This is a genomic window from Cellulomonas terrae, from assembly GCF_007990265.1.
Taxonomy (GTDB): Bacteria; Actinomycetota; Actinomycetes; order Actinomycetales; family Cellulomonadaceae; genus Cellulomonas; species Cellulomonas terrae.
Genome location: NZ_BJWH01000003.1, coordinates 1 through 23,571, shown reverse-complemented (window position 1 = coordinate 23,571; position 23,571 = coordinate 1). Strand labels below are relative to the sequence as shown.

General features: G+C 72.1%; 24 protein-coding genes. 9 read left to right on the top strand and 15 right to left on the bottom strand.

Features of this window, described 5'->3' with window-relative positions; translation table 11 throughout:
* Positions 1-2: 2 nt before the first annotated feature.
* The 6 genes from CTE05_RS04015 to CTE05_RS03990 all read right to left on the bottom strand — a co-directional run bounded on the left by CTE05_RS04015 (position 3) and on the right by CTE05_RS03990 (position 6,087).
* A complete protein-coding gene (locus CTE05_RS04015) occupies positions 3-989 on the bottom strand; it encodes an ANTAR domain-containing protein (RefSeq protein ID WP_146844833.1) in 987 nt (328 codons plus the stop codon).
* 143 nt (positions 990-1,132) lie between these two features.
* Positions 1,133-1,477, bottom strand: a complete 345-nt coding sequence (locus CTE05_RS04010) for a UBP-type zinc finger domain-containing protein (protein WP_146844832.1) — start codon at positions 1,475-1,477, stop codon at positions 1,133-1,135.
* Positions 1,474-2,949, bottom strand: a complete 1,476-nt coding sequence (locus CTE05_RS04005; RefSeq protein ID WP_146844831.1) for an ATP-binding protein — start codon at positions 2,947-2,949, stop codon at positions 1,474-1,476. Before CTE05_RS04005 ends, CTE05_RS04010 begins: the two co-directional genes overlap by 4 nt.
* Positions 2,946-4,619 carry an NAD(P)/FAD-dependent oxidoreductase gene (locus CTE05_RS04000; RefSeq protein ID WP_146844830.1) on the bottom strand — a complete coding sequence of 558 codons (1,674 nt, stop codon included), beginning with the start codon at positions 4,617-4,619 and terminating at the stop codon, positions 2,946-2,948. The genes CTE05_RS04005 and CTE05_RS04000 overlap by 4 nt, the downstream gene beginning before the upstream one ends.
* Positions 4,620-4,633: 14 nt before the next feature.
* Positions 4,634-5,119 carry a YbaK/EbsC family protein gene (locus CTE05_RS03995; RefSeq protein WP_146844829.1) on the bottom strand — a complete coding sequence of 162 codons (486 nt, stop codon included), beginning with the start codon at positions 5,117-5,119 and terminating at the stop codon, positions 4,634-4,636.
* The gene (locus tag CTE05_RS03990) at positions 5,116-6,087 is read right to left on the bottom strand and encodes a pirin family protein (RefSeq protein ID WP_146844828.1); all 972 of its coding nucleotides are present in this window, start codon (positions 6,085-6,087) and stop codon (positions 5,116-5,118) included. Before CTE05_RS03990 ends, CTE05_RS03995 begins: the two co-directional genes overlap by 4 nt.
* 62 nt (positions 6,088-6,149) lie before the next feature.
* Between CTE05_RS03990 and CTE05_RS03985 the strand changes: the two genes are divergently transcribed.
* The 3 genes from CTE05_RS03985 to CTE05_RS03975 are packed head-to-tail and all read left to right on the top strand — an operon-like array spanning position 6,150 to position 7,577.
* Positions 6,150-6,626, top strand: coding sequence for an RNA polymerase sigma factor (locus CTE05_RS03985; RefSeq protein WP_222595406.1), 477 nt, complete (start codon positions 6,150-6,152; stop codon positions 6,624-6,626).
* Positions 6,623-7,216, top strand: a complete 594-nt coding sequence (locus tag CTE05_RS03980) for a methylated-DNA--[protein]-cysteine S-methyltransferase (RefSeq protein ID WP_146844826.1) — start codon at positions 6,623-6,625, stop codon at positions 7,214-7,216. The genes CTE05_RS03985 and CTE05_RS03980 overlap by 4 nt, the downstream gene beginning before the upstream one ends.
* 10 nt (positions 7,217-7,226) lie before the next feature.
* The gene (locus CTE05_RS03975; protein WP_146844825.1) at positions 7,227-7,577 is read left to right on the top strand and encodes a DUF2277 domain-containing protein; all 351 of its coding nucleotides are present in this window, start codon (positions 7,227-7,229) and stop codon (positions 7,575-7,577) included.
* Here the strand turns inward: CTE05_RS03975 and CTE05_RS03970 are convergent.
* From CTE05_RS03970 to CTE05_RS03960, 3 genes are all read right to left on the bottom strand, one after another.
* On the bottom strand, positions 7,574-7,837 hold the full coding sequence (locus tag CTE05_RS03970) for a hypothetical protein (RefSeq protein WP_146844824.1): 264 nt from the start codon (positions 7,835-7,837) through the stop codon (positions 7,574-7,576). The two genes, CTE05_RS03975 and CTE05_RS03970, sit on opposite strands and share 4 nt — an antisense overlap.
* 23 nt (positions 7,838-7,860) lie before the next feature.
* Positions 7,861-9,345: a malate dehydrogenase (quinone) gene (mqo, locus tag CTE05_RS03965; RefSeq protein WP_281286149.1), complete on the bottom strand. Its 1,485-nt coding sequence runs from the start codon at positions 9,343-9,345 to the stop codon at positions 7,861-7,863.
* A gap of 163 nt (positions 9,346-9,508) precedes the next feature.
* Complete coding sequence (locus CTE05_RS03960; protein ID WP_146844823.1) at positions 9,509-12,253, bottom strand: cellulose binding domain-containing protein; 2,745 nt, start codon at positions 12,251-12,253, stop codon at positions 9,509-9,511.
* Positions 12,254-12,475: 222 nt separating this feature from the next.
* On the opposite strand from CTE05_RS03960, the gene CTE05_RS03955 reads away from it, so the two are divergent.
* Positions 12,476-12,682 (top strand): hypothetical protein, encoded by a 207-nt coding sequence (locus CTE05_RS03955; protein WP_146844822.1) that lies wholly within the window; start codon positions 12,476-12,478, stop codon positions 12,680-12,682.
* Here CTE05_RS03955 and CTE05_RS03950 read toward each other — a convergent pair.
* The 4 genes from CTE05_RS03950 to CTE05_RS03935 all read right to left on the bottom strand — a co-directional run bounded on the left by CTE05_RS03950 (position 12,679) and on the right by CTE05_RS03935 (position 16,329).
* The gene (locus CTE05_RS03950; RefSeq protein ID WP_246123250.1) at positions 12,679-13,890 is read right to left on the bottom strand and encodes an App1 family protein phosphatidate phosphatase; all 1,212 of its coding nucleotides are present in this window, start codon (positions 13,888-13,890) and stop codon (positions 12,679-12,681) included. The genes CTE05_RS03955 and CTE05_RS03950 overlap by 4 nt on opposite strands.
* Positions 13,887-14,447, bottom strand: coding sequence for a Dps family protein (locus CTE05_RS03945; protein ID WP_146844821.1), 561 nt, complete (start codon positions 14,445-14,447; stop codon positions 13,887-13,889). The genes CTE05_RS03950 and CTE05_RS03945 overlap by 4 nt, the downstream gene beginning before the upstream one ends.
* A gap of 86 nt (positions 14,448-14,533) precedes the next feature.
* Positions 14,534-15,412 carry a non-homologous end-joining DNA ligase gene (gene ligD / locus CTE05_RS03940; protein ID WP_146844820.1) on the bottom strand — a complete coding sequence of 293 codons (879 nt, stop codon included), beginning with the start codon at positions 15,410-15,412 and terminating at the stop codon, positions 14,534-14,536.
* Positions 15,409-16,329: an ATP-dependent DNA ligase gene (locus CTE05_RS03935; protein ID WP_307724278.1), complete on the bottom strand. Its 921-nt coding sequence runs from the start codon at positions 16,327-16,329 to the stop codon at positions 15,409-15,411. The genes ligD and CTE05_RS03935 overlap by 4 nt, the downstream gene beginning before the upstream one ends.
* Before the next feature lie 91 nt (positions 16,330-16,420).
* Here CTE05_RS03935 and ku point away from each other — a divergent pair, with 91 nt between their 5' ends.
* The 4 genes from ku to CTE05_RS03915 all read left to right on the top strand — a co-directional run bounded on the left by ku (position 16,421) and on the right by CTE05_RS03915 (position 19,278).
* Positions 16,421-17,329 (top strand): non-homologous end joining protein Ku, encoded by a 909-nt coding sequence (ku, locus tag CTE05_RS03930; RefSeq protein ID WP_146844818.1) that lies wholly within the window; start codon positions 16,421-16,423, stop codon positions 17,327-17,329.
* Positions 17,326-18,357 (top strand): PHP domain-containing protein, encoded by a 1,032-nt coding sequence (locus CTE05_RS03925; RefSeq protein WP_146844817.1) that lies wholly within the window; start codon positions 17,326-17,328, stop codon positions 18,355-18,357. Before ku ends, CTE05_RS03925 begins: the two co-directional genes overlap by 4 nt.
* A gap of 145 nt (positions 18,358-18,502) precedes the next feature.
* A complete protein-coding gene (locus CTE05_RS03920) occupies positions 18,503-18,784 on the top strand; it encodes an HU family DNA-binding protein (RefSeq protein ID WP_055914607.1) in 282 nt (93 codons plus the stop codon).
* 89 nt (positions 18,785-18,873) lie between these two features.
* Positions 18,874-19,278 (top strand): Fur family transcriptional regulator, encoded by a 405-nt coding sequence (locus CTE05_RS03915; protein ID WP_146844816.1) that lies wholly within the window; start codon positions 18,874-18,876, stop codon positions 19,276-19,278.
* Between the two features lie 328 nt (positions 19,279-19,606).
* Here CTE05_RS03915 and CTE05_RS03910 read toward each other — a convergent pair whose 3' ends face one another.
* Positions 19,607-20,095 (bottom strand): DUF6328 family protein, encoded by a 489-nt coding sequence (locus CTE05_RS03910; protein WP_146844815.1) that lies wholly within the window; start codon positions 20,093-20,095, stop codon positions 19,607-19,609.
* An 87-nt stretch (positions 20,096-20,182) separates the two neighbouring features.
* Between CTE05_RS03910 and CTE05_RS03905 the strand changes: the two genes are divergently transcribed.
* Positions 20,183-21,229, top strand: coding sequence for a threonine aldolase family protein (locus CTE05_RS03905; protein WP_146844814.1), 1,047 nt, complete (start codon positions 20,183-20,185; stop codon positions 21,227-21,229).
* A 39-nt stretch (positions 21,230-21,268) separates the two neighbouring features.
* Here the strand turns inward: CTE05_RS03905 and CTE05_RS03900 are convergent, their stop codons facing one another.
* Positions 21,269-23,497 (bottom strand): cellulase family glycosylhydrolase, encoded by a 2,229-nt coding sequence (locus CTE05_RS03900; protein ID WP_146844813.1) that lies wholly within the window; start codon positions 23,495-23,497, stop codon positions 21,269-21,271.
* Between the last annotated feature and the right edge of the window lie 74 nt (positions 23,498-23,571).

The window sequence follows — 23,571 nt, the reverse complement described above, 5'->3', positions numbered from 1 at the left end:
CCTCAGCTGGTGGGGAAAGCCTGGTCCAGCGGCACGCTGACCACGTCCAGGCCGTGGGCTCCCGCCAGGCCGAGGCTGGCTCCGGGGGAGAGCACGATACGCATCTTCACACCTGCGGCCGCACTTCGCCGGTGGGCGGCGCTCAGGGCCGAGACGCCGACCGAGCCGAGGTGCGTCACCTGGCGCAGGTCGACGACCATCGCCCCCACCTCGCGGGCCTTGATCATCAGCTGGGTGACGGCTGCGGTGAGCTCGTGCGCGGTCGCGAGGTCGACCGGGCCCTCGACGCGGACCACCGGCACGTCGCCCGTCGTGTCGAACGTCGTCTCGAGCCCGGGCGTCGTGCGCGCGACGGGCGGCTCCGGCACATCGTCGGTGAGGCTCGCGAAGTAGAAGTCGTCGAGCCGCTGGCGCGTGTCCGAGCCGAGCCCGCCGCCCGACTCGACGGCGGCGACGAGCCGCTCCGCGAGCGTCAGGAGGCGGACGTTGCGCTGCTGGGAGCCCCACCGCAACAGCTCGAACGCGGCGTCGCCGTCGATCCCGTAGCCGAGCATGAACGCGCCCTTGGCCTGGTCGATGACCGCGTGCGACCGCAGCGCCTGCGTCAGCTCCTCGTTGACCTGGTGCGCGACGGCGTCCCGCTGCGCCGCGGTCGTGTCGACGAGGAACCCGGACACGGTCCTGAGCGTGTCGCCGTCCGCGGAACCGGACCCCGTCAGGGTCACGAACCGTTCCGCCCCGGTGAGGTCGAGCAGCCTGTACTGGCAGCCGAACGGCTCGCCGTCGGCGCCGCACTGGCCGAGCGTGTCCAGCACCCGTCCGCGGTCCTCGGGGTGGATGTGCCGCGACATGATCGCCAGGGTCGGCACCACGTCCCCCGGGGACATGCCGTGGATCTCGAACATGCCGTCCGACCACCACCAGCGCCCGGTGGACGCCGTGTACTGGAAGCGACCGACCTGGGCCGGTCGGGGATGGGGGGTGGGCACGACATCCTCCGCGATGCCCCGCAGGTGAGGGCTCGAGCTCTCCGTGGGCTCATGGCTGAACCCGGTGTGGACGGGCCGGCAGGACCCGTGCGATGCGACCTCGCAGCGTACGTCAGGATGCCGCGGCCGTCGCGTCGACGGCGTCAGTGCAGGCGACGGCGCCAGTCGTCGGGGACGCGTCCGGCGGGGCCCGGCACCGTCTGCTCGAGCGGCCGGTGCTCGGGTGCCGCGAGTGCGGGACCCTGCGCGTAGTCGTCGGTGGTGTAGTCCCAGAACCAGTCCTCGCCGGGTTCGAAGGTCCGCATGACGGGGTGGCCGGTCTGACGGAAGTGCGCGGTCGCGTGCTGCGACGGCGAGGTGTCGCAGCAGCCCACGTGCCCGCAGGTGGCGCAGCGGCGCAGGTGGAACCACCAGCCGTCGGTGGCGTCGCACTCGAGGCAGCCGGTCCCGCTCGGGGGCACGTTCGGGTCGATGGCGGTCGAGGTCACGGGGTGGGTCCTTCCGTCGGGGAGTAGGGCAGCCGGACGAGGAAGCGCGTGTCGCCGGGGGACGAGGTGACGGTCAGGTCGCCGTGGTGCTTGCCGACGACGATCCGCCACGAGATGTCGAGCCCGAGCCCGGTCCCGGAGCCGACCGGCTTGGTGGTGAAGAACGGCTCGAAGATCCGGTCGACGACACCGTCCGGGATGCCGGGGCCGGTGTCGGCGACCTCCACCTCGAGCCAGTCGTCCACGCGGCGGGTGGTCAGGGTCAGGGTGCCGTGGCCCTCCATCGCCTGCGCCGCGTTGTCGATGAGGTTCGTCCACACCTGGTTGAGCTCCGCGCCGTACACGTGGATGGGCGGCAGCGTGCGGTCGTAGTCCTTGACCACGGTGATGCCGTCGCCCAGCTGTCGTTCGAGCATCGTGACCGTGCTGTCCAGGAGCTCGTGGATGTCGACGGTCTGGTCGGGCGCGCGGCCGATCTGCGAGTACTGCTTGGCGGCACCCACCAGCGCGGAGATCCGCCCCGTCGCGTCCTCGACCTCGTTCATGAGCGACTCGGTCTCCAGGGTGTACGCGAGCCAGCGGACGGCGCCCTCCAGCACCTCCGGGCCGACGCACGACGCGACCATGTCGAGCCACCGGGTGTCGAGCCCGGCAGCGACGAAGCTGGGGGCGAGCTCCCAGCCGCCCGCGATGTCGTGGTCGTCCATCCACTCGCCGAGGGCGTCCTCCAGGTCGGAGACCTCCAGCGCCGTCGGGACGGTGTCGGAGGCGCGGGTGCGAGCCAGGGCGGCGACGGCCTTCTCCTGCAGGTGGATGATCTGCGCGAGCTGCTCGCGGTCGTACGGCCCGGAGGCGATGATCGCGAGCTTGTGCCGCATGCCCGCGACGCGTTCGCGCAGGGTCGCGGTCGCCCGGGTCGCGGCCGCCGCGGGGTTGTTGAGCTCGTGCGTCAGGCCCGCCGACAGCGAGCCCAGCGCCAGCAGCCGCTCGCGCTGGCCGGTCGCCGCCTGCGAGCTCCGCTGGCCGAAGAACAGCCCTTCGAGCAGGTGGACCGCCATCGGGAACCAGTCGCTCACGAAGGACGCGAAGTCGGCGGCGGCGAGGACGTAGTACCGGGACGGTTCCAGGACGCGCAGCGTCTGCGTGTACGTCTGCGGCACCCGGTCGCCCAGGTAGGCGGCCCACGCTCCGGCGTACACACCGACCTGGCCCGTGCGGGCGATCTCGACGTCGTCGGCGCCCACCCGTCGGTACATCGCGAGAGAGCCCGACAGCATCACGTAGAAGTCCGTCGCCGGGTCGCCCTCGCGGTAGAGCACCCCCGGGTCGACGTGCTCGACGTGACCCCGGCTGCACAGCCAGAGGAGCTGCTCGTCGCTCAGGTGCTCGAACAGGAACAGCGTCCGCAGCTCGTCGATGTCGCACGCGAGGTGGGTCCGTGTGGTCGTCGCGATCGGTTCGGTGGTGGTCACAGCTGCTCCAGGTAACGGTGGACGAGCATCACGGCCATGGCGCCCTCGCCCACGGCGGACGCCACACGCTTGGCGGACTCGGCGCGTACGTCGCCGGCCGCGAACACCCCGGGGACGCTCGTCTCCAGGTGGTACGGAGGTCGGTCGAGCGGCCACGAGTCGGGCACCTTGCCCTCGACCAGCAGGTCGTGGCCGGCGCACACGAACCCGTGGTCGTCGCGGGTCACGGTGCCGTCCAGCCACGTGGTCAGGGGTGCGGCCCCGATGAACACGAACAACCAGCCGGTGTCCACCGATTCCTGCTCGCCCGTGACCGTGTCCCGCAGCACGATCCGTTCGAGGTGGTCGTCCCCGACGGCCTCGACGACCTCGCTGTGGGTGCGGACGCGGATCCGGTCGTTCTGCTCGACCTGCGCGATGAGGTAGCGCGACATCGACTGGTCCAGCGACCCGGCGCGCACCACCAGCGTCACGGTCTTCGCGTGCCGCGACAGGTACATCGCGGCCTGCCCGGCGGAGTTGGCACCGCCGACGACGTAGATGTCCTGGTCCTCGCACGCCGTCGCCTCCGTGAGCGCCGAGCCGTAGTAGACGCCGCGCCCGGTCAGCGTGGCGATCCCGGGTCCGGACAGCTCGCGGTAGGCGACCCCGCTGGCGACGATCACCGTGTGGGCGTCGACGGTGCTGCCGTCGTCGAACCGCACCGACCGCGCGGCGCCCCGCACCTCCAGCGCGACGGCGTCGCGGGTCATCACGATCTCCGCGCCGAACTTCAGGGCCTGCCGCCGTGCCCGCTCCGTGAGCTGCGCGCCGGAGACCCCGTCGGGGAAGCCGAGGTAGTTCTCGATGCGCGAGCTCTGCCCGGCCTGCCCGCCCGTGGCGGTCCGCTCGACGAGCGCCGTCCGCAGACCCTCCGACGCGCCGTACAGCGCGGCACTGAGCCCGGCCGGCCCGCCACCGATGACGACGAGGTCGTAGAAGCGTTCCGACGGGCTCACCGACAGGCCGACCTGCTCCGCGAGCTCGCCGTCACTGGGCGCGACGAGCACGTCGCCCTGCGTGGTGACCACGACGGGCAGGGTCGCGTCGTCGGCGCCGGCGACGTCGAGCAGGACCCGGCCCTCCGGGCTGTCGCTGGCGTACCAGCGGTACGGGACCTGGTTGCGGGCGAGGAACTCCCGCACCTCCGACGACCGCGCCGACCACCGGTGGCCGACCACCTTCGTCTCGTGCACAGCCTTCGGCGGGTGCGCCGTCCACGCCTCCAGCTGTGCGTCGAGCACCGGGTAGAACTTCTCCTCGGGCGGGTCCCACGGCTTGAGCAGGTAGTGGTCGAGGTCGACGACGTTGACCGCGTCGATCGCGACGTCCGTGTCGGCGTACGCCGTGAGCAGGACGCGACGCGCCTGCGGGTAGATGTCCATCGCCTGCTCGAGGAACTCGATGCCCGTCATCCCGGGCATCCGGTGGTCGGCCAGCAGCACGGCCACCTGGTCGCCGCGCAGCCGGAGCTCGCGCAGGGCGTCGAGGGCGAGCGGACCCGAGTCGGCACGGACCACGCGGTACGCGTCGCCGTAGCGTCGGCGCAGGTCGCGGGCCACCGAGCGGGACACCGCGGGGTCGTCGTCGACCGTCAGGAGGACCGGCTTGCGGGTGGAGGCGTCGTCCAACGTCGTCCCCTCTCTCAGTCGCCGACGACGAGCGCGGCCCCGCCGGTGATCCGCACGAGCTCGTCGAAGGTCGTCGGGAAGACCGTGTGCGGCGTGCCGCCGGCCGCCCAGACCTGCGGGTAGTCGGCGAGGGCGACGTCAACGACGGTCTCGACCCGCTCCGGGTGCCCCAGCGGTGCGACGCCCCCGATCGCCTGCCCCGTGGCGGTGCGGACCTGCTCGGGCGTCGCGCGCCCGACGTGCGACCGGCCCAGCCGGCGCGCGAGCGCTGCGGTGTCCACGCGGTGCCGCCCGCTGGTCAGGACGAGCAGCGGCCGGTCGTCGGCCCAGAAGACGAGGCTGTTCGCGATCGCGCCGACCTCCGTCCCGAGCGCTGCCGCGGCCTCCGCCGCCGTCCGGGCCGAGTCCGGCAGCTCGACGACCTCGCCGAGCACCCCGGCGTCGGTGAGGGCGGCGGCGACGAGCCGGGAGCGGGTCGGCAGGTGGGAGAGGTCGGTCACGTGGGCTCCTTCGGGGTGCGGCGGCGGGGCTGGAGACGGATGTTCGGCAGGTCCGGGGCGGGGATGCGGGCGCCGTCGTGGCCGGCGACCACGCCGAACCGGTCCGCGCGGGCGTCGGACTCCCAGGCGGCCCGCGCCTGGGCGATGTCGGTGTGCGTGCGGCCGACGAAGTTCCACCACATCACCAGGTCGTGCGCGAACGGCGCCCCACCGAGCAGCAGGAGGCGCGCACCGTCGAGCGACCGGACCCGCACGTGGTCGCGTCCGTCGCCGAGGTAGAGCAGCCCGCTGGTGGTGTGCGGCGTCCCGGCGACCTCGGCGGTCCCGCCGAGGAGCAGCACGGCGTGCTCGAAGCCGCGCACCAGCGGGATCTCGATGTCCGCGTGCGCGTCCAGGACCACCTCGGCACCGAGCAGCGGCGTGTGCACGTGCGCCCGCGACCAGGTGCCGTCGAGGTCGCCGACGAACACCGTCGCCCGTGCGCGCGGCGCCTCCCAGACCGGCAGGTCGCTGACCTGCTCGAAGCCGGCCGAGCCCTCGGCCACCCCGTCGGGCAGCGCCACCCAGAGCTGGACCGCGTGCAGCAGCGGCTGCGTCCCCAGGGAGAACTCCGAGTGGGAGACCCCGTGCCCGGCGGTCATGAGGTTGAGCTGCCCGGGCCGGACGACCGCCTCGGATCCGACGCTGTCCCGGTGCAGGATCTCGCCGGCGACCGGCCAGGTCACCGTCTGCAGGCCGGTGTGAGGGTGGGGGAGGACCCGCATGTCCACGTGCTGCGGTCCGAACTCGTCGAGGAAGCACCAGGCACCGACCATCGGCAGGGCGCGCTGGGGGAGCGTCCTGCGCACCCGCATCGCCCGCACACCGCCGAGGGGGACGTCGCGGGCCTCGTGCAGCTCGACGACCGGCCCGAGGGACGGGACGAGGTCGCACTGTTCCGGCACCGGCCGCACCTCGAGGTTCGTCATCGGGCCACTGTAAGAGCCCGACCTCACACCTGGGAGGGCTGACGCGTCTGCACACTGTGATGGTGAAGGAACCCTTCGAGCGCGTGGTCGTCCAGCACGGCGCGACCGTCCTGCGCGTGTGCCGCGCGGTGGTCGGTCCGGTCGACGCCGACGACGCCTGGTCCGAGACGTTCCTCGCGGCTCTGCGCGCCTACCCGGACCTGCCGTCGGACGCGAACGTCGAGGCGTGGCTGGTGACCATCGCGCACCGCAAGGCGATCGACGTCGTGCGTCGTGCCGCCCGGCAGGCCGTACCGCTCGCGGACGTCCCGGACCGGGTGCTCCCGGCGCAGGGCCGTGACCTGGACCTGTGGGCGGCGCTCGCCGCTCTGCCGACCAAGCAGCGCCAGGTGGTCGCGTACCACCACCTCGGCGGGCTGCCCTACGACGACGTCGCCGCGCTCGTCGGCGGCACCGCGGCGGCCGCCCGCCGCGCGGCCTCGGACGGTGTCGCCACCCTGCGACGGACCTACCCCGCGATCGACCAGGAGGAGTCATGACGTACGTCCCGGACGTGTCGGACGATCTCGATCGTCTGCGCCGGCACCTCGCCGTGCGCGCCGCCGCCGAGGAGCTCCTCGACGTCGCCTACCGCACGGTGGACAGCCCGGTCGGCCCGCTGCTGCTGGCGCGCACCCCCGCCGGCCTCGTCCGTGTGGCATTCGAGGTCCAGGACCACGACGCGGTCCTGACCGCTCTCGCCCAGCAGGTGAGCCCGCGCGTGCTCGAGGCGCCCGGGCAGCTCGACGACGTCGCCCGCGAGCTCGACGAGTACTTCGCGGGCCGACGGACCGCCTTCGACCTGCCGCTGGACCTGCTGCTCCTGCGGGGCTTCCGCCGCGACGTCGTCCTGCACCTGCCCGACATCGCGTACGGGCACACCGCCAGCTACGCGCAGATGGCGGAGCTCGCGGGCAGCCCGCGCGCGGTCCGGGCGGTCGGCACCGCGTGCGCGCTCAACCCCTTGCCGGTCGTCCTCCCGTGCCACCGGGTGGTGCGCTCGGACGGCACCCCGGGGCAGTACGCGGGCGGGTCGGCGGCCAAGCTGACCCTCCTGGACCTGGAGACGCAGGTGGGAGTCGCGGCGTAGCGTCGGGAGCATGTGCCGGAACATCACCACGCTCCGCGGGCTCGAGCCGCCCGCCACCTCCGAGGAGATCGAGGCCGCCGCGCGGCAGTACGTGCGCAAGGTGACCGGGGTCCAGTCGCTGAGCGACGCGACGCGCGAGCCCTTCGAGGACGCCGTGCGCCAGATCGCGGAGATCACCGCGCGCCTGCTCGACGACCTCCCCGCCCGTCGGCAGCCGCCCACGACGGTGCCCCCGCTGCGGCGGGCCGACGTGCAGGCGCGGATCGCGGCGCGTGAGGCGCACGAGCGGGCGCACGAGCTCGGGCTGCCCCACGAGCACGACGACGAGGACGACCACGTGCACGAGCCCGCCCGGGTCTAGAGGGGCCAGGCCACCAGCCGGGGGATGCCCTCGGGGGCGACGGCCGCGAGCGCGAGGAACCGGGCCTCGGCGCGGTGCAGCCGGATGTGCTCGTCGAGGGACCACGTCGGTCCGTTGGTCAGGTCCATGCCGCACGCGCACGCGATGCTGACGCGACCGTCGTCGGTCGTCGTGACCTGACCGACCGTCGTGTGCTCGGTGGCCGCGCGGACCTTCGCATGGCGCATCTCCGCGCTGACGGCTTCGACGGGCTGGTTCATGCCCTCATGATCGCGCAGGACGGTCAGCGCTCGGACCCGACCTGCTCGTCGTCCACGAGCTGCTCGAGCTCGAACGACTCGTCCCACTCGGCTCCGCCCAGGCTGGGCATCATCGTCCGCAGCTGCGGCTGCCAGCCGTCGATGCGGTCGGGGAAGCAGCGCTCCAGCAGGTCGAGCATCGTGGCGACGGCGGTCGACGCCCCGGGCGAGGCGCCCAGCAGGCCGGCGATGGTGCCGTCCGCGGCGGTGACCAGCTCCGTGCCGAACTCCAGCACGCCGCCCTGCGCCCTGTCCTTCTTGATGACCTGAACGCGCTGACCTGCGGTGACGAGCTCCCAGTCCCGCGGGTGCGCCGTCGGCATGAACGCGCGCAGCGTGCGCAGCCGGTCGGTGTCCGTGGCGGTGACCTCGCCGACCAGGTACTTCACCAGGTCGAGGTTCCGCACGCCGACCGCGAGCATCGGGATCAGGTTGCCGGGCCGGATGGACCGGATCAGGTCGGTCCACGAGCCGTGCTTGAGGAACTTCATGCTCCACCCCGCGTAGGGGCCGAACAGCAGCGCGGTGCCACCGTCGACGACGCGGGTGTCGAGGTGCGGTACGGACATCGGAGGAGCGCCGATGTCGGCCTTCCCGTACACCTTCGCCTGGTGCTGCGCGACGATCTGCGGATTCGTGGTCTTGAGGAACTGGCCGCTGATCGGGAACCCGCCGAAGCCCTTGGCCTCGGGGATGCCCGAGCTCTGCAGCAGCGGGAGGGCGCCACCGCCGGCGCCGACGAACACGAACTTCGCCCGGACCTTCCGGCTGCGCAGGTGCCCGTTCCAGCGGCGGTCGGCCACCCGCAGGGTCCACGTGCCGTCCTTCTTCTGGCGGAGCCTCGTGATCTCGCTCTCGAGGTGCAGGCGTGCCCCGCGGTCGACGGCGTCGCCGATCATCGCGCGCGTCAGGCGGCCGAAGTCGACGTCGGTGCCGGCGGCGGCGCGCGTCGCGGCGACGACCTCGTCGGGGTCGCGGTCGTCCACGAGCAGGGGCGCCCACTGCGCGATCCGTGCCGGGTCGGTGCTGAACTCCAGGTCGGAGAACAGGGGGTGCTTGCGCAGCGTCTCGTAGCGGCGGCGCAGGTAGTCGGCGTTGTCCGCGCCCCGCACGAAGGTCATGTGCGGGGTGGTGGACAGGAAGCCGTCGCCCCCCGGGAGGCGGTCGTGCGTGGCCAGGTGGTGCCAGAGCTCGCGCGACAGCTCGAACTGCTCGTTGATCGTCACGGCCTTGGCGATGTCGATCGAGCCGTCGGCCCGCTCGGGCGTGTAGTTGAGCTCGCAGAGGGCCGCGTGACCGGTGCCCGCGTTGTTCCAGGCGTTCGAGCTCTCCTGCGCCAGCTCGGCGCGGCGCTCGTGGATCTCGACGCTCCACGTGGGCTCGAGGGTGGTGATCAGCGCGGCGAGGGTCGCGCTCATGATCCCGCCCCCGACGAGGACGACGTCGACGGTCTCTTCGCGTTCTGGCACGAGATCGATCGTATGTTGACGTCGAGATACCTCCAGTCCTGGGATGTGTGATGTTGCGCACGCTGGGTACGGGAAGGCCCGACCTGCCGCGGGGTCGGTGCGGCAGGTCGGGCCGGTGCGGGGCGGGCGGCGGGTCCGTGTCACACGCCGCTCACCCCGCGGCTCATCCGGTCGTGCAGCTCGTGCCGTTCAGCGTGAAGGCGGTCGGCCTGGGGTTGGTGCCCGTGTGGGAACCGTTGAAGCCCAGCTCCACCGTGCCGCCGGGTGCGATCGTTCCGTTCCACGCGGCGTTCGTGACCTTCACGGTCGCGCCCGACTGGGTGAAGGCGCCCGACCAGAAGTTGGTCACGGTCTGGCCCGCGGGGAACGTGAAGCCCAGCGCCCAGCCGGTGATCGCCGAGGTGCTCCCGTTGGTGATCTTCACCGCGGCGGTGAAGCCCGTGTTCCAGTCGGACGTCGTGTACGTCACCGCGCACACCCCCGGCTGCACCGTCGGCGTGACGGTCGGCGTCGGCGTCACCGTCGGGGTGGGGGTGACGGTCGGCGTTGCCGTGGGCGTCGGTGTCGGTGTCGGCGACGTGGTCGGGTCCGTGCCCGTGAGGTTGCCGACGATCACGCCGCGCCCGTTGGTGCCGACGTAGACCCGCCCGTACACGTCCGGGTCGCCGATGACGACGGACCCGGTCCAGCCCCACTGGTGCGTGTCGTCGTTCAGGCGGACCCAGCTGGCGCCCGCGTCGATCGACCGGAAGATCCCCCGGACCCCGTTGATCCTCGACGACGTGTAGATCGCCGGGTAGGAGGCACCCGGTGCCGCCTTGCCGAAGCCGATCGCGTCACCCTCGTCCACGGCGGCGATCTTGGTGAAGGTGGCGCCCGAGTCGGTCGAGCGCCACATGCCGTACGTCGCGTTCGTGGTCCCGCCGGTGAGCCAGATGTCGCCCTCGCGGCCGGGCACCGCGGCGAACCGCACGTTCCCGGTCGCGGGCAGTCCCGTCGCCGCCGACGCCGTGAACGTGGCTCCACCGTCGGTCGAGGTCGAGAACGTGCCGCCCGAGAACGCGTAGAACTTCAGCGGGTTGACCCGGTCGGCCTCGACGCGCGCGCCGGTGGCCGCTCCGGTCGACCTCGTCCAGCTCGACCCGAGCGTCGACGACGTGTGCACGCCGGCGCCGTCCGCGCTCCAGACGATCCGGCTGCCGTCGGCGCTCATCGCGACGGTCCCGCCGCCGGTGACGCCGGACGGTTCCTGGCCGGCCCACCAGGAGCTGCCGCTCGAGGTGGAGACGCTGATGTGCGAGGTGCCGGCGTCGCCGGACCCCACGCGGACCATCGTGGCGGGGGTCTTCTCCGCGAAGTCCGTGCCGTTGACCGAGCCCATGAACGGGGCGGTGGCCGAGTACGCCGACGGTGCCTTGGTGAGGTCCGTGTGCACGAAGCCGCCGATGTCCCCGAGGCTGGAGACGAGCTGGACCGATCCCGGGGGAGCGGCCAGGTCGAGCACCGCGGTCTCCTCGAGCCCTTGCGCCTTCACGCTGATGTCGACCTTGCCGCCGGTGTCCCAGTCGGTGAGGTTGGAGCCGCCGTAGATCGTGGCGCCGGTGCCGTAGAGGAACGAGCCCGAGTCGAACGGGTCGATCTCGAAGGACTCCGTCATCCAGCCGAGCTTCGGGCTGGCTTCCGGCGGCGCCGGCTGCTTGCCGAACGTGAGCCACCCGGCACCGGAGATGTCGAGCGAGTACCGCAGCGAGCGGTTGGGGTAGCCGTCGAAGTCCCAGATCCGCGACCACGTGGCACCGCGGTCGGTGGACCGGAAGACCTGGATGTCCGGCCACCAGGAGATCTGGGTGACCGCCATGATGGTGTCGGGGTCCTGGCGGTCGATCGTCAGGCCGCTGTATCCGAAGTAGTTGTCGGTGCTGGACGACGGGACGGGGCTGACCTGGGTCCAGGTGCCCGTCGCGGCGTCGAGCCGCCAGAGGTCACCGTGCCCGCCGTCGTACGGGCCGCCCGTGTCGCTCGTGGCGATGTAGAGCTGCTTGCCGACGGAGTCGAACACACCCTTGTGGGCGATGAACCCGGTGGGCTGGCCGGCGATCCGCGACCAGGTGGCACCCGCGTCGGTCGACCGGTAGACGGTGTTCTCCTTGTCCGCCACGCCGACGTAGATCGTCTTCGTGGGCGAGCCCTTGGTGCCGCTGGTCGGGTCGAACGTCACCCAGACGACGCCCTGGTTGGTGGTGAGGTACCCGTTCGGGTCGCTCGGGTCCTGCGCGTAGCTCCCCACGTTGGTGAAGCTGGACACCTTGCCCCACGTGACCCCGGAGTCGGTGCTCCGCCACAGGCCGTTGCCGCCCTCGGTGCCGAAGTAGAGGACCCGGTTGTCGTTGGGGTCGATCTGGAGACGCTCGCCCATGCCACGGCCGGGCATGTTGCCGCCGACCTTGAACGGGAGGGTCGTCTTGGACCAGGTGGCGCCGCGGTCCGACGACCGCAGGATCGCGCCGTTGTTCGGGTCCCAGCTGTTCGTGTACATGCCGACGGCGGCGTAGACCTTGTCCGGGTCCACGGGGTCGGTGGCCAACGACAGCACCCCGTTGTGGCCCCAGTCGTCCCACCCGACGTGGTCGAGCAAGGGGATCCAGCGCTCGGTCGTCGTGTCGAGCCGGTACGCACCGCCGATGTCGGTGCGGGCGTAGACGAGGCCCTTCTCGGTCTGGTTGTAGATGATCCCGGGCACGAACCCACCGCCGACGATCTCGACGTTGCTCCACGAGTAGGGGGAGTCGGCGGCATGGGCGGGCTCCTGGCCGGCGACGGCGACGAGAGCGCCGGCGACCAGGGCGCCGGCGGCGGCGAAGGCCGCGATCCGTGCGGGTGCGCGGGGTGTGAGCGAGGGGGCGGGCATCCGCGGCACTCCTTCGTGAAGGCGGGTGCGGGGGCCTCGGCGACGGTGTCGAGGACCTCCGGAGCCGCCGCTGGGCGACGACCGCCGCGACCGTATCGAAGCGCTTCGAGAGTGCAGGAGTGCACTAATCGTTTCGGCCGTCGCAGCGCACAGGTCGGGACATCGCCGACCAGGGGATGGTCCTCGCGTGCACCACGACCCGCCGGACGGTAGAACCGGACCATGAGCCGCGACCGCGACCTGACGTCCGACCCGTCCGCCGAGCACCTCGCCGACCCCGCTCCGGTGCAGGCCGAGCTCGACGCCGCCGACGCGCGGTCCGGAGGCAACCCGGACCACGCGCCGCGGTCCCTGCACGCCGTCGAGCTCGAGCCCGACGACGAGGCCATCGCCAGCAGCGACGACTGGGACGACCCCGAGCGCCTCTAGGAGAGGGTGATCCCCTCCGCGCGGACGTCACGCAGCAGCTCCTGCCCGTCGGCGCCCTGCAGCACCGGGATCCCGTCGGGGCGTCGTGCCGCCTGCTCCTCCGCACGCACCGAGTCGGTCGTCGGCACGGGCACGCCGTGCGCGAGGACGTGCTCCCCGAAGGTCAGCTGCCGGATGAGGATCGCCCGGACGTGGTCGCCGAAGTGCTGCGCCGCCCCGGCGTAGATCTGCGGGTCGCGCTGGCCGTCGTCGCCGACCAGCACCCACTGGACGTCGGGCAGCTCCGTGAAGAGCCGGCGCAGCTGGGCCACCTTGTGAGCCGGCCCGCTGCGGAACCAGCCGCTGTTCGTCGGTCCCCAGTCCGTGAGCAGGAGCGGTCCCGCCGGGTACCGGTGACGGCGCAGGAACCGGGCGATCGTCGGGGCGGCGTTCCATGCACCGGTCGACAGGTAGACGACGGGCACGTCCTGGCCGCCCGCGCGCAGCTCGGCGTACAGCCGCGCCATCCCGGGGACGGCCTCACGCGCGTTCTCGTGCCGCATGAACACGTTCCAGGCGGCGACGAACGGTCGGGGCAGGCGCGTGACCATGACGGTGTCGTCGATGTCGCTGACGATCCCGTACCGCACCTCCGGACCGATGACGTGCACCGGGGCCGTCGCGGTCGAGCCGTCGCTCGTCGTGAGACGCACCTCGTGCCACCCCGGTGCCAGGTCCGACTCGAGGATCGTGTCGACGTACCCGCCGCGGTCGGTGACGACGGTGTGCGTCCGGTCGCCGACCTGGACCTCGAGCTCCGCGCCGGAGACCTGGGCGGTCGCGAAGCTGCGCCAGCCGCGCAGCGCCGTGGCCGACCGGGCGCCGGCCTGCGCGCTGCCGCCCGCGCCGGGCAGCTCGTCGTCCCGGACCTGGGGCGCGGCCAGCAGCGTCCGGGCGAGCACCCGGACCCAGCCCGTCGCGCCGTACCCGGCGTACGGCTCGATCCGCACGGTCCACCCGCGGCGTCGGAGCTGGTGCGCCACGGCACGGTCGAACCCGTCCTCGAGGCGTGCGGCGACGTGCGTGCGGGGCACGGACGACGCGGGGTTGGCCGACGCGACCGCCGGGCCGCCCGGCCGCGCCGTACGGAGCACCGACCCGCCGCCGGACGAGCCGACGACGGGCCGGGCGCTGGGGGCGCCGCGCCTGGTGCTGGGGGGCACGGTCACGCGTTGTCCTTCGCGGACGCCTTCCGCGCGGCGGTCTTCTCGCTCTGCGCGTTGCCGGTCGTGAGCACCCCGCCGGCCGACTCGAGGTGCGCACGGACGAACCAGTGGAAGAGCTCGAGCTCGTGCAGGTGGCCGACCAGCAGGTCGTTGGTGACGTCGTCGATCTCCTCGACGTCCTTCGCGGCCTTGCGGTGGTCCTCGATCACGCCGATGTAGACCACGTCGAGCGCGCCGAGGTGGGCGATCGCGCTGTCCCGCCCGATGGAGTAGTCCTCCCACGTGCGGTTCTTCACGAGCTCGCCCGGCGTGCCGACCGGAGCGACGCCGAGCGTGGCGATGCGCTCCGCGATCGCGTCGACCATCAGCCGCACGGCGTCGACCTGCGGGTCGAGCATCTCGTGGACGGCGATGAAGTGCGGTCCGACCACGTTCCAGTGGATGTGCTTGAGCGTCAGCGCCAGGTCGTTCAGAGCGTCCAGCCGCGTCTGGAGCACGGCGGCGACGTCGGCACCCTCCTGGAGGGTGAGGGACGGGACGGTGTACTTCGGCAGCGCCATCGAAGGCTCCTTCGTGTGTGGGTGCGGGTCGATCCCGGCTGACACCCACGCTGCCCCACCTGCGGCGGCGCCGCCATCGGAACGCCTCAGGCGAACGGGTCTCCCCGGTCCGCGAGCCGCGCCGCCACCTCGTCCGGCGTCAGCTGCTGCAGCCCTGGCCCGACCTCGTCCCACCACCGCGGCGCGGCGACGTGCGGGACGTCGCGACCGCGCAGCGAGTACGGCGTGATGGTGGTCTTGGCCGGGTGGTTCTGCGACCAGTCGATGAGCACCTTCCCGCCCCGCAGGTCCTTCTTCATGATCGCGACCACCTGGCCGGGGTGCGCCGCCGCGATCTCGTAGGCGACGTCGCGTGCGTACTGCCGGATCTCCATGACCGTCTGGTTGCCCGGCAGCGGCGCGTACAGCTGCATGCCCTTGCTGCCGGACGTGACGGGCACGGTCGTGTCGAGCCCGTCCTCGCGCAGCCGGTCCGCGACGAGGTGCGCCACCGCCGCGCACTCCTTCAGCCCAGCGGGAGCACCCGGGTCGAGGTCGACCACCAGACGGTCGGGCTTGTGGATCTTGCCGCGCGGTCCGACCCGCCACTGCGGGGTGTGCAGCTCGAGCGCCCCCTGGTTCGCCGCCCAGACCAACCCGGCGAGGTCGTCGAGGAACGGCAGCTCCAGCTCGGCACCCTCGTCCTCGGCGCCCGGGGCAGCCCGCAGCGTCTGGCGCCGGACCCACTCCGGGGCGCCGCGCGGCGTGTTCTTCTCGAAGAACTTCTCGCTCCCCACCCCGTCTGGCCACCGGATCCGGGTCACCGGACGGTCGCGCAGCTGGGGGAGCAGCGCGGGGGCCACCTGGACGAGGTAGTTCATGACCTCGGCCTTGGTCATCCCCGTCGACGGGTACATGACCTTCTCGAGGTGGCTGACCCTGACCTGGCGACCCTCGACGTCGACCATCTGGCGTTCTGGCGTCACGGCTGCTCCCACGGGTCGGCGTCGGTGTCGGTGCGGACGGCCCGCACGACCGGCTGGCGCAGCCGACCGGTCGGGTTGCGGGCGAGGTACAGCGTGTCGACGACGACGGTCGGCTCGCACCAGCGGGTGCCGCGTGCGTCGACGGCCGGCACCTCGTCGTCGAACGGGGAGTCGCTGCGCGGCACCAGCAGCTTGAGCAGGTCCGTCGCGCGCCGGCCCGTCAGCCCGCTGCCGGCCCGGCCGAGGTAGCGCAGGGCACCGTCGGCGTCGCGTGCCCCGAACAGGACCGCACCCATCCGGCCCGAGCCGTTCGTCTCCTCGCGCCATCCGCCCACCAGCGCCGCGCGCGTGCGGCGGTGCGGGGCCTTGACCCAGTCGGGTGAACGTCGGCCCGGCACGTACGGGGACGACCGGCGCTTGGCGACGACGCCCTCGAGCCCGAGCTGCTTGGTGACCTCCCAGAGCTCCTGCCCGTCCGGGTAGACGGGGGAGAGCTCGACGCGGTCGGGCAGGTCGAGCCGGGACAGCGTGTCGCGGCGCTCGTCGTACGTGCTGCGGGTGACGTCGACGCCGTACAGCCGGAGCACGTCGAACACGAGGAACGTCACCGGCCGCTTCGCAGCGAGCACCTCCGCACGCCGAGGATCACGCACGTGCATGCGCTCCGCGAGGGCCGTGAACGAGGGGATCCCGTCCGCCATGAGCACGATCTCCCCGTCCAGCACGGCGCCCTGGACCGCCTCCAGCCCGCGCAGCTCCGGGTACGCCGCGGTGATCTCGCGCTCGTTGCGGCTCCACAGCCGCAGCCGGCCCGAGGTGGTGTCCGCGAGCGCACGCACCCCGTCCCACTTCACCTCGTAGGCCCACTCCGGCCCGCGCGGGAGCTCCGCCGGACTGGACGCAGGGGTGGCGAGCATGGGCTCCACGGGTCCATCCTGCCCATAGGAGGCCGCGCCGGTCGCGGCTTGGTACCGACACGCCCAGCAGCCATCACTGGAGGACACGGCCATGCGAGCGATCTGGAAGGGCGCGGTCGCCTTCGGGCTGGTCAACGTCCCGGTGCGGCTCTACTCGGCGACGGGGGAGCACGAGGTCACGCTGCACCAGGTGCACAAGGAGGACGGCGGACGCATCCGGTACCGCAAGTTCTGCAGCATCGACGGCGAGCCCGTCGAGATGTCGGACATCGCGAAGGGCTACGAGACGGACGACGGCGAGCTCGTGGTGCTCACCGACGAGGACTTCAAGTCGCTGCCGTTGTCGACCGAGCGCGAGATCGAGGTGCTCGAGTTCGTGCCGGTGGACCAGGTCGACCCGATCCTGCTGCAGAAGACGTACTACCTGGAGCCGGAGAAGACCGCCGCCAAGCCGTACGCGCTGCTGCGCGGTGCGCTCGAGCAGGCGGACCGGGTGGCCGTGGTGAAGGTGGCGCTGCGTCAGCGCGAGTCGATGGCGATCCTGCGCGTCCGGGACAACGTCATCGTCATGCAGACGCTGCTGTGGCCCGACGAGGTGCGCGCGGCCGACTTCCCGGTGCTCGACGAGGACGTCTCGGTGCGCCCTCAGGAGCTCGCGATGGCGGCGTCGTTGGTCGACTCGCTGGCGGCGGACTTCGACCCGTCGCAGTACGAGGACCGCTATGCGGGCGCGCTGGAGCAGCTCATCGAGGCCAAGGTCTCGTCCGGGAGCACCCGTGCGGTCCCGGTGCCGGTCGGCGAGGAGGGTGCAGGCGAGGGCGGCGGCGACGTCGTCGACCTGCTGGCGGCTCTGCAGCGCAGCGTCGAGAAGGCACGCGGCGCTCGTGGTGAGGAGCCCGAGCCGGAGGCCGAGCCGAAGCCGAAGCCGAAGACCAAGGCGAAGAAGAAGGCCGACGAGGACGAGCCGACCCCGCGCAAGACGCGCCGCAAGGCGTCGTGACCTCGTCCGCCGACCGGCAGGCCGACGCGGTCGCGGCGTTGCGTCGTATCGCCTTCCTGCTGGAGCGCGCCCAGGCGAGCCCCTACCGCAGCGAGGCGTTCCGCGGTGCTGCGCGCAGCATCGAGCGGCAGGCGCCCGACCGCCTGGTCGCGCTGGCCGCCTCGGGGTCGCTGACCGACCTGCCCGCGGTGGGGGCGCGCACGGCCGACGTGGTCGCCCACGTGCTGCGGGGCAAGCCCGTCGAGTACCTGGACGAGCTCGAGCGTGAGCATGCGACCTCGCTCGAGCCGGGCGCCGCCGCACTGCGGGAACGCCTGCGCGGTGATCTCCACTCGCACACCGAGGCGTCCGACGGGAAGACGCCGATCCAGGAGATGGTCCTCGCGGCGATGGAGCTGGGGCACGAGTACCTCGCGATCACGGACCACTCGCCCCGCTTGACCGTGGCCAACGGGCTGTCGGCGTCGCGGCTGCGCGCGCAGCTGGAGCAGGTCAGGGCGCTGAACGGCGCCGTGGGACCGTTCCGGGTGCTCACCGGCATCGAGGTCGACATCCTCGACGACGGCGGCCTCGACCAGGACCCCTCCCTGCTCGACGAGCTCGACGTCGTGGTGGCGTCCGTGCACTCGAAGCTCCGGATGGAGTCGGGGCCGATGACCCGCCGGATGATCGCCGCGGTGCGCAACCCCCGGACCGACGTCCTCGGGCACTGCACGGGGCGGCAGATCAAGGGCAAGAGCCGGCCGCAGAGCGAGTTCGACGCGCGCGCCGTGTTCGACGCCTGCGCCGAGCACGGCGTCGCCGTCGAGATCAACTGCCGCCCCGACCGCCTCGACCCCCCGCACGAGCTGCTCGCGATCGCGATCGAGGCCGGGTGCGACTTCTCCATCGACACGGACGCCCACGCACCGGGTCAGCTGGACTGGCTCGGGGCCGGCTGCGCCCGAGCAGCGCAGCACGACCTCGACCCCGCCCGCGTGATCACGACGTGGCCGGTGGAGGACCTCCTGGCGCGAACCCACAGGTGACGCGACACGCCCGATGCACGGATTCCCGCGGAAGTCGGGTTAGTGTCAGCCGATCGTCCCCGGAACTCGCGGTACTGCCGCGCGCCCCGGGGAACGGCCCGGAAGTGGGCCCGCATGTCCGAGTGAACACAGAGGAGCACATCCAGTGAGCGTGAACCGCACCGAGCTCGTCCAGGCCGTCGCGGCCAAGACCGGCCTGACCAACACCGACGCGGACAAGGCCCTCAAGGCCTTCCAGGAGGTTCTCGTCGAGAACCTCGCCGCCGGCGAGGCCGTCACGATCCCCGGTTTCCTGGCCGTGGCCCGCGCCGAGCGTGGTGCTCGCACCGGCATCAACCCCCAGACGGGCGAGAAGCTGGAGATCCCCGCGGGCTACCGCGTGAAGCTCACCGCCGGCAGCGCCCTCAAGCGCGCCGTCCAGGGCTGACCTCAGCACCTCGACCGGGCCCTCGATCCTCCGGGATCGGGGGCTCGGTCGCGTTATAGTGGGAACCAGTCTCAGGAAGGAGGTCGATGATGGTCGTCGTCCCACGTCAGACGCGACAGCGCGCCGAGATCCTCGACCTCCTCGAGGACATCGACGAGTTCCGCAGCGCCCAGCAGCTCCACGAGATGCTCCGCGCCCGCGGGTCCAGCGTCGGGCTCGCCACCGTGTACCGGGCGGTGCAGAGCCTCTCGGAGCACGGGGACGTCGACGTCCTGCGCACCGAGGACGGCGAGTCGGTCTACCGCCGGTGCGAGCAGCGCAGCCACCACCACCACCTGGTGTGCCGCAGCTGCGGTCGCACGGTCGAGATCGAGGCCGGTCAGGCGGAGGCATGGGCGGCCCAGGTCGGCGCGGCGCACGGGTTCGACGACGTCGACCACACCATCGAGCTCGTCGGCACCTGCGCCACCTGCCGCGCAGCCTCGGCGTCCTGACGAGGCTCACGCCTCCGTGAGGCTCGTGCGGACGTAGCCTCGAGGTAGGTCAGGTGCTCCTCGTCGTTCGCCAGAGCGGGTGACCGCCGCAGCACTCGGTACGCAGCCAGAGCGGTACGCCGAACACGGGCTCCACGCCCTGCTGGACGCTGAGGTCGCGCACGTACCGACCGGTGCTGGGGCCGTACCAGGCACCATGAAGCCATCGCAGGACGGCTGGGCGACCGTCGACCAGGACGTGCAGCGTGCTGCCGCCGTCGACGGCCAGTGGGCAGCAGGTGGGTGACCGTATCGCTCGCCCAGGTCGTGGTCAGGTCTTCTGCGCGACTCAGTCCCGCGCGCGCCGGGCGATCAGCCGGGGGACCACCCACCACGACGCGAAGAGCAGCACCAGCGACGCGATCCCGACGGTGAGCCCCGCGTCGCGGGAGAGGACCACGTCGAAGATCAGCATCGCGCTGCCGGCCATGACGAGGGCGAGCACGACGAGACCCGCGCGGGCGAACCGGCCGCCGGCCGTCACCAGCTCGGGCTTGAGGCGCCGGCCGAAGAGGATGCGGTGCAGGCTGACGGGCGCGACGAACAGCGCGGTCGCCAGCACGGCGAGGACCACGAGCACGAGGTAGAGGTCCTTCTGGTACGCGTCGAGGTCCCCGAACCGCTGCTGGAACGGGATCGTCAGCAGGAAGCCGGTGAGGATCTGCGTGCCGGTCTGCGTGACGCGCAGCTCCTGCAGGAGCTCGTTCCAGTTGCGGTCCGCGCGCTCGTTGTGGGTCTCGTCCCGGCCGTCGTCCGGGTTTGCATCGTGCTCGTGCACGGTCGTCCTCCTCGTGGTCTGCACGGATCATGCCGCACCCGCCCGTCGTGCGCAGGTGGACGGCGGTCGTCGGGGAGACTGGTCCCCGTGACCCGACTGCACGATGCCGACCGCCGCGACTTCGCCTCCGACAACTACGCGGGGGTGCACCCCGAGGTGCTCGCCGCGATCGCCGACGCCAACGGCGGCCACCAGACCGCGTACGGCGAGGACGTGTACACGTCCCGGCTCCACGAGGTGGTCGTCCAGCACTTCGGCGAGCGGGCCACGGTGTTCCCGGTGTTCAACGGCACCGGCGCCAACGTGCTGTCGCTGCAGTCGGTCCTGCCGCGCTGGGGTGCGGTCGTCTGCGCGGAGACCGCGCACATCCACACGGACGAGAACGGCGCCCCCGAACGCATGGGCGGCATCAAGCTGCTCACCGTCCCCACGCCCGACGGGAAGCTGACGCCCGAGCTCGTCGCGACGCAGGCCTGGGGGTTCGGCGACGAGCACCGCGCCCAGCCGGGCGTCGTGTCGATCACGCAGTCCACCGAGCTGGGCACGCTCTACACGCCCGACGAGGTCCGCGCCCTGGCCGACCAGGCGCACGAGCACGGGTTGCGCCTGCACCTCGACGGCGCGCGGATCTCGAACGCGGCGGCGAGCCTGGGCGTGCCGCTGCGCGCGTTCACGACGGACGCGGGCGTCGACCTCCTGTCGCTCGGCGGCACCAAGAACGGCCTGCTGTTCGGGGAGGCCGTCGTCGTGCTCGACCCGACCGCGGACGGCGGCCTGACGTACCTGCGCAAGATGGACATGCAGCTCGCCTCGAAGATGCGCTTCGTCTCGGCACAGCTGGTCGCGCTGTACGAGGGTGACCTGTGGCTGCGGTCTGCGCAGCACGCGAACGCGATGGCCGCGCGGCTGCGGGCCGGCATCGAGCACCTGCCGGGCGTCCAGGTGACGCGCCCGACGCAGGCCAACGGCATCTTCGTCATCTTCCCGCCCGGTGTCGCGGACGTCCTGCGCCGGCGGTGGCGCTTCTACGACTGGATCGTCGAGACCGGTGAGGTGCGGCTGATGTGCTCGTTCGACACCACGGACGCGGACATCGACGAGCTCGTCGCCGCGGTCACCGACGCCGTGAGCTGACGCGCGGGGGTCCGGTCACGGACCCCCGCGCGTCTCGCGTCACCTCACCGTGCAGGACGCGCCGTTCACCGTGAACGCGGTCGGTGCGGTGTTCGTCCCGGTGTGCGTGCCGTTGAACCCGATCTCGGTGCTCGCGCCGGGTGCGAGCGTCGAGTTCCACGCCACGCCCGTCGCGGTGACGGTCGAGCCCGTCTGCGACCAGGTGGCGCTCCAGCCCTGCGTCACTTTCTGGCCGTTCGCGTAGGTGAACGCCAACGACCAGCCGGCCAGCGGGCTGGTGCCCGTGTTGGTGATCTTCACCGAGCCGGTGAACCCGGTGCTCCAGCTGTTCGCCGTGTACGTGACCGCGCACGAGCCCGTGGACACGTCCGGGGCGGTGTACGCCGTCAGTGCCGACGACGCGGCCGACCGGTTGCCGGCGACGTCCTTGGCGACGACCGTGAACACGTACGACGTCCCCGCGGTCAGGCCGGTGGCCGTGAAGCTGGGCGTCGTGGTGCTCCCGACCAGCGTGCCGGCGCGGTAGACGTCGTAGCCGGCCACGCCCGAGCCGCCGGAGCTGTCGGTCGACGCGTTCCACCGCAGCGGGATGGACGTCGTCGTCCCGGTCCCGGCCTCGAGCCCGGTCGGGACGCTCGGTGCGACCGTGTCCGTGCCGGTGCCGACGGCCGTCCGTGCGGTGACGGCCGTCGAGGCCGCCGACACGTTGCCGGCGACGTCCTTGGCGCGCACCGAGAACTGGTAGGCCGTGTCCGCCACCAGCCCGGTCACGGTGAGGCTCGTCGAGGTCGTGCTCCCGACGAGGGTGGTGCCCAGGTACACCTGGTAGCCCGCGACACCCGACCCACCGGAGTTGTCGGTGGACGCGGACCAGCTCAGCGGGATGCTCGTGGTCGTCGCGGTCCCGGCGGCCAGGTTCGTCGGCGTGGACGGCGCGATGGTGTCACCGGTCTGCCCGCCGACGTCCGACACCGACTTGCCCGTGGTGCTGCCGACCCCGCCCAGCGGGACGGCGTGGTCGAGCCCGACGAACTTCCCGCCGTCCTGCCACAACGACGGCTTGAGCAGCGCGTACTTCGCCTCGTCCCAGGTGGTCCAGTCGTAGTTGAGCAGGCCGCCGGTGTCCCCGGAGTTCGGGTTGAGCACCCAGAACGTGTGGCTCAGGCGGCGGTCGACGATGAGGTCGCGGATCGCGACCATCCACTTCTCGTTGCGGCCGCCGTCCATGAAGCCGCCCCACTCGCCGATCAGCAGCGGTGCGGTGTTCTCCTTGTGCAGGTACAGCCAGTTCGGGTCCCACACGTCGCGCTCGAGCGTCGACCGGTCCCACTCGCCCTGGAACCACTTCTGCTCGAAGACGAGCGGCCCGTAGTCGTGCGGGGAGTAGACGAGCTGGTCCTGGTTCGCACCCAGGTCGATGGGGAAGTCGCGGACCCCGCGCAGGTTCCCGCCCCACCACGTGCCGTAGTAGTCCGTCAGGCCGGTCGACGTCCACGGGACGCCGGGCTTCGGGTACACCTCGATGCCCTCGACGAAGATCAGCCAGTTCGGGTTGATCGCCAGGATCTTGCGGCCTGCGGTCTCGGCGAAGTGCTTGAAGTTGTCCTTGTCGGTCGACCCGTCCCACTTCGCCCGCTCGGCAGAGCCCTGGGTCCCGTGCGGCTCGTTCTTCAGGTCCGCACCGATGAGGGTGTCGTTGTTCTTGTATCGCTCGGCGACCCACTCCCAGCCGGCGTAGACGTCCTCGGTGGTGATGGATCCCTTCCACCAGACCGGGTAGACGTGCCCCGCGTTGTCCGCCTCCGCGCTGTGCACGTCGAGGAAGACCTTGATGCCGTACTTCTCGCACAGGGTCAGCCAGTAGTCGAAGATCTGCAGGCTGTTCTTGCCCTCGAGCTCCGGGTTCGCGTACGTGTTGACGTTCGGCTTGAGGAACGTCCCCGCCTTCCACTCGAGCAGCAGCTGGGTGGAGATCGGCACGCGCACGGTGTTGATGCCGCGGTCGGCCATGCTCTTGGTCAGCGTCGTGATGTTGGCGGACCACAGGCCGTGGAAGACCCGCTCGCTGGCGTTGAACCCGAACCAGTTGGTGCCCGTGAGCAGCACCTCCTTGCCGGACTGGTCGACGATCTTGTTGCCCGAGACGTGCAGCCAGTCGTCACCGGCGGCGGCGTGGGCGGGGACGGCCCCGATCACGAGGGGCGCGGCCAGGGCGGCTGTCGCGGCGACGCTCGTCGCCAGGATGCGTAGGCGGTGGGTGGGGGACACGGTTCTCCTCGGTGCTGAAGGGTTTCGGGACGACCCGGCATGCAGAGCGGGGGCCCTCCGCTGGAGGACCCCCG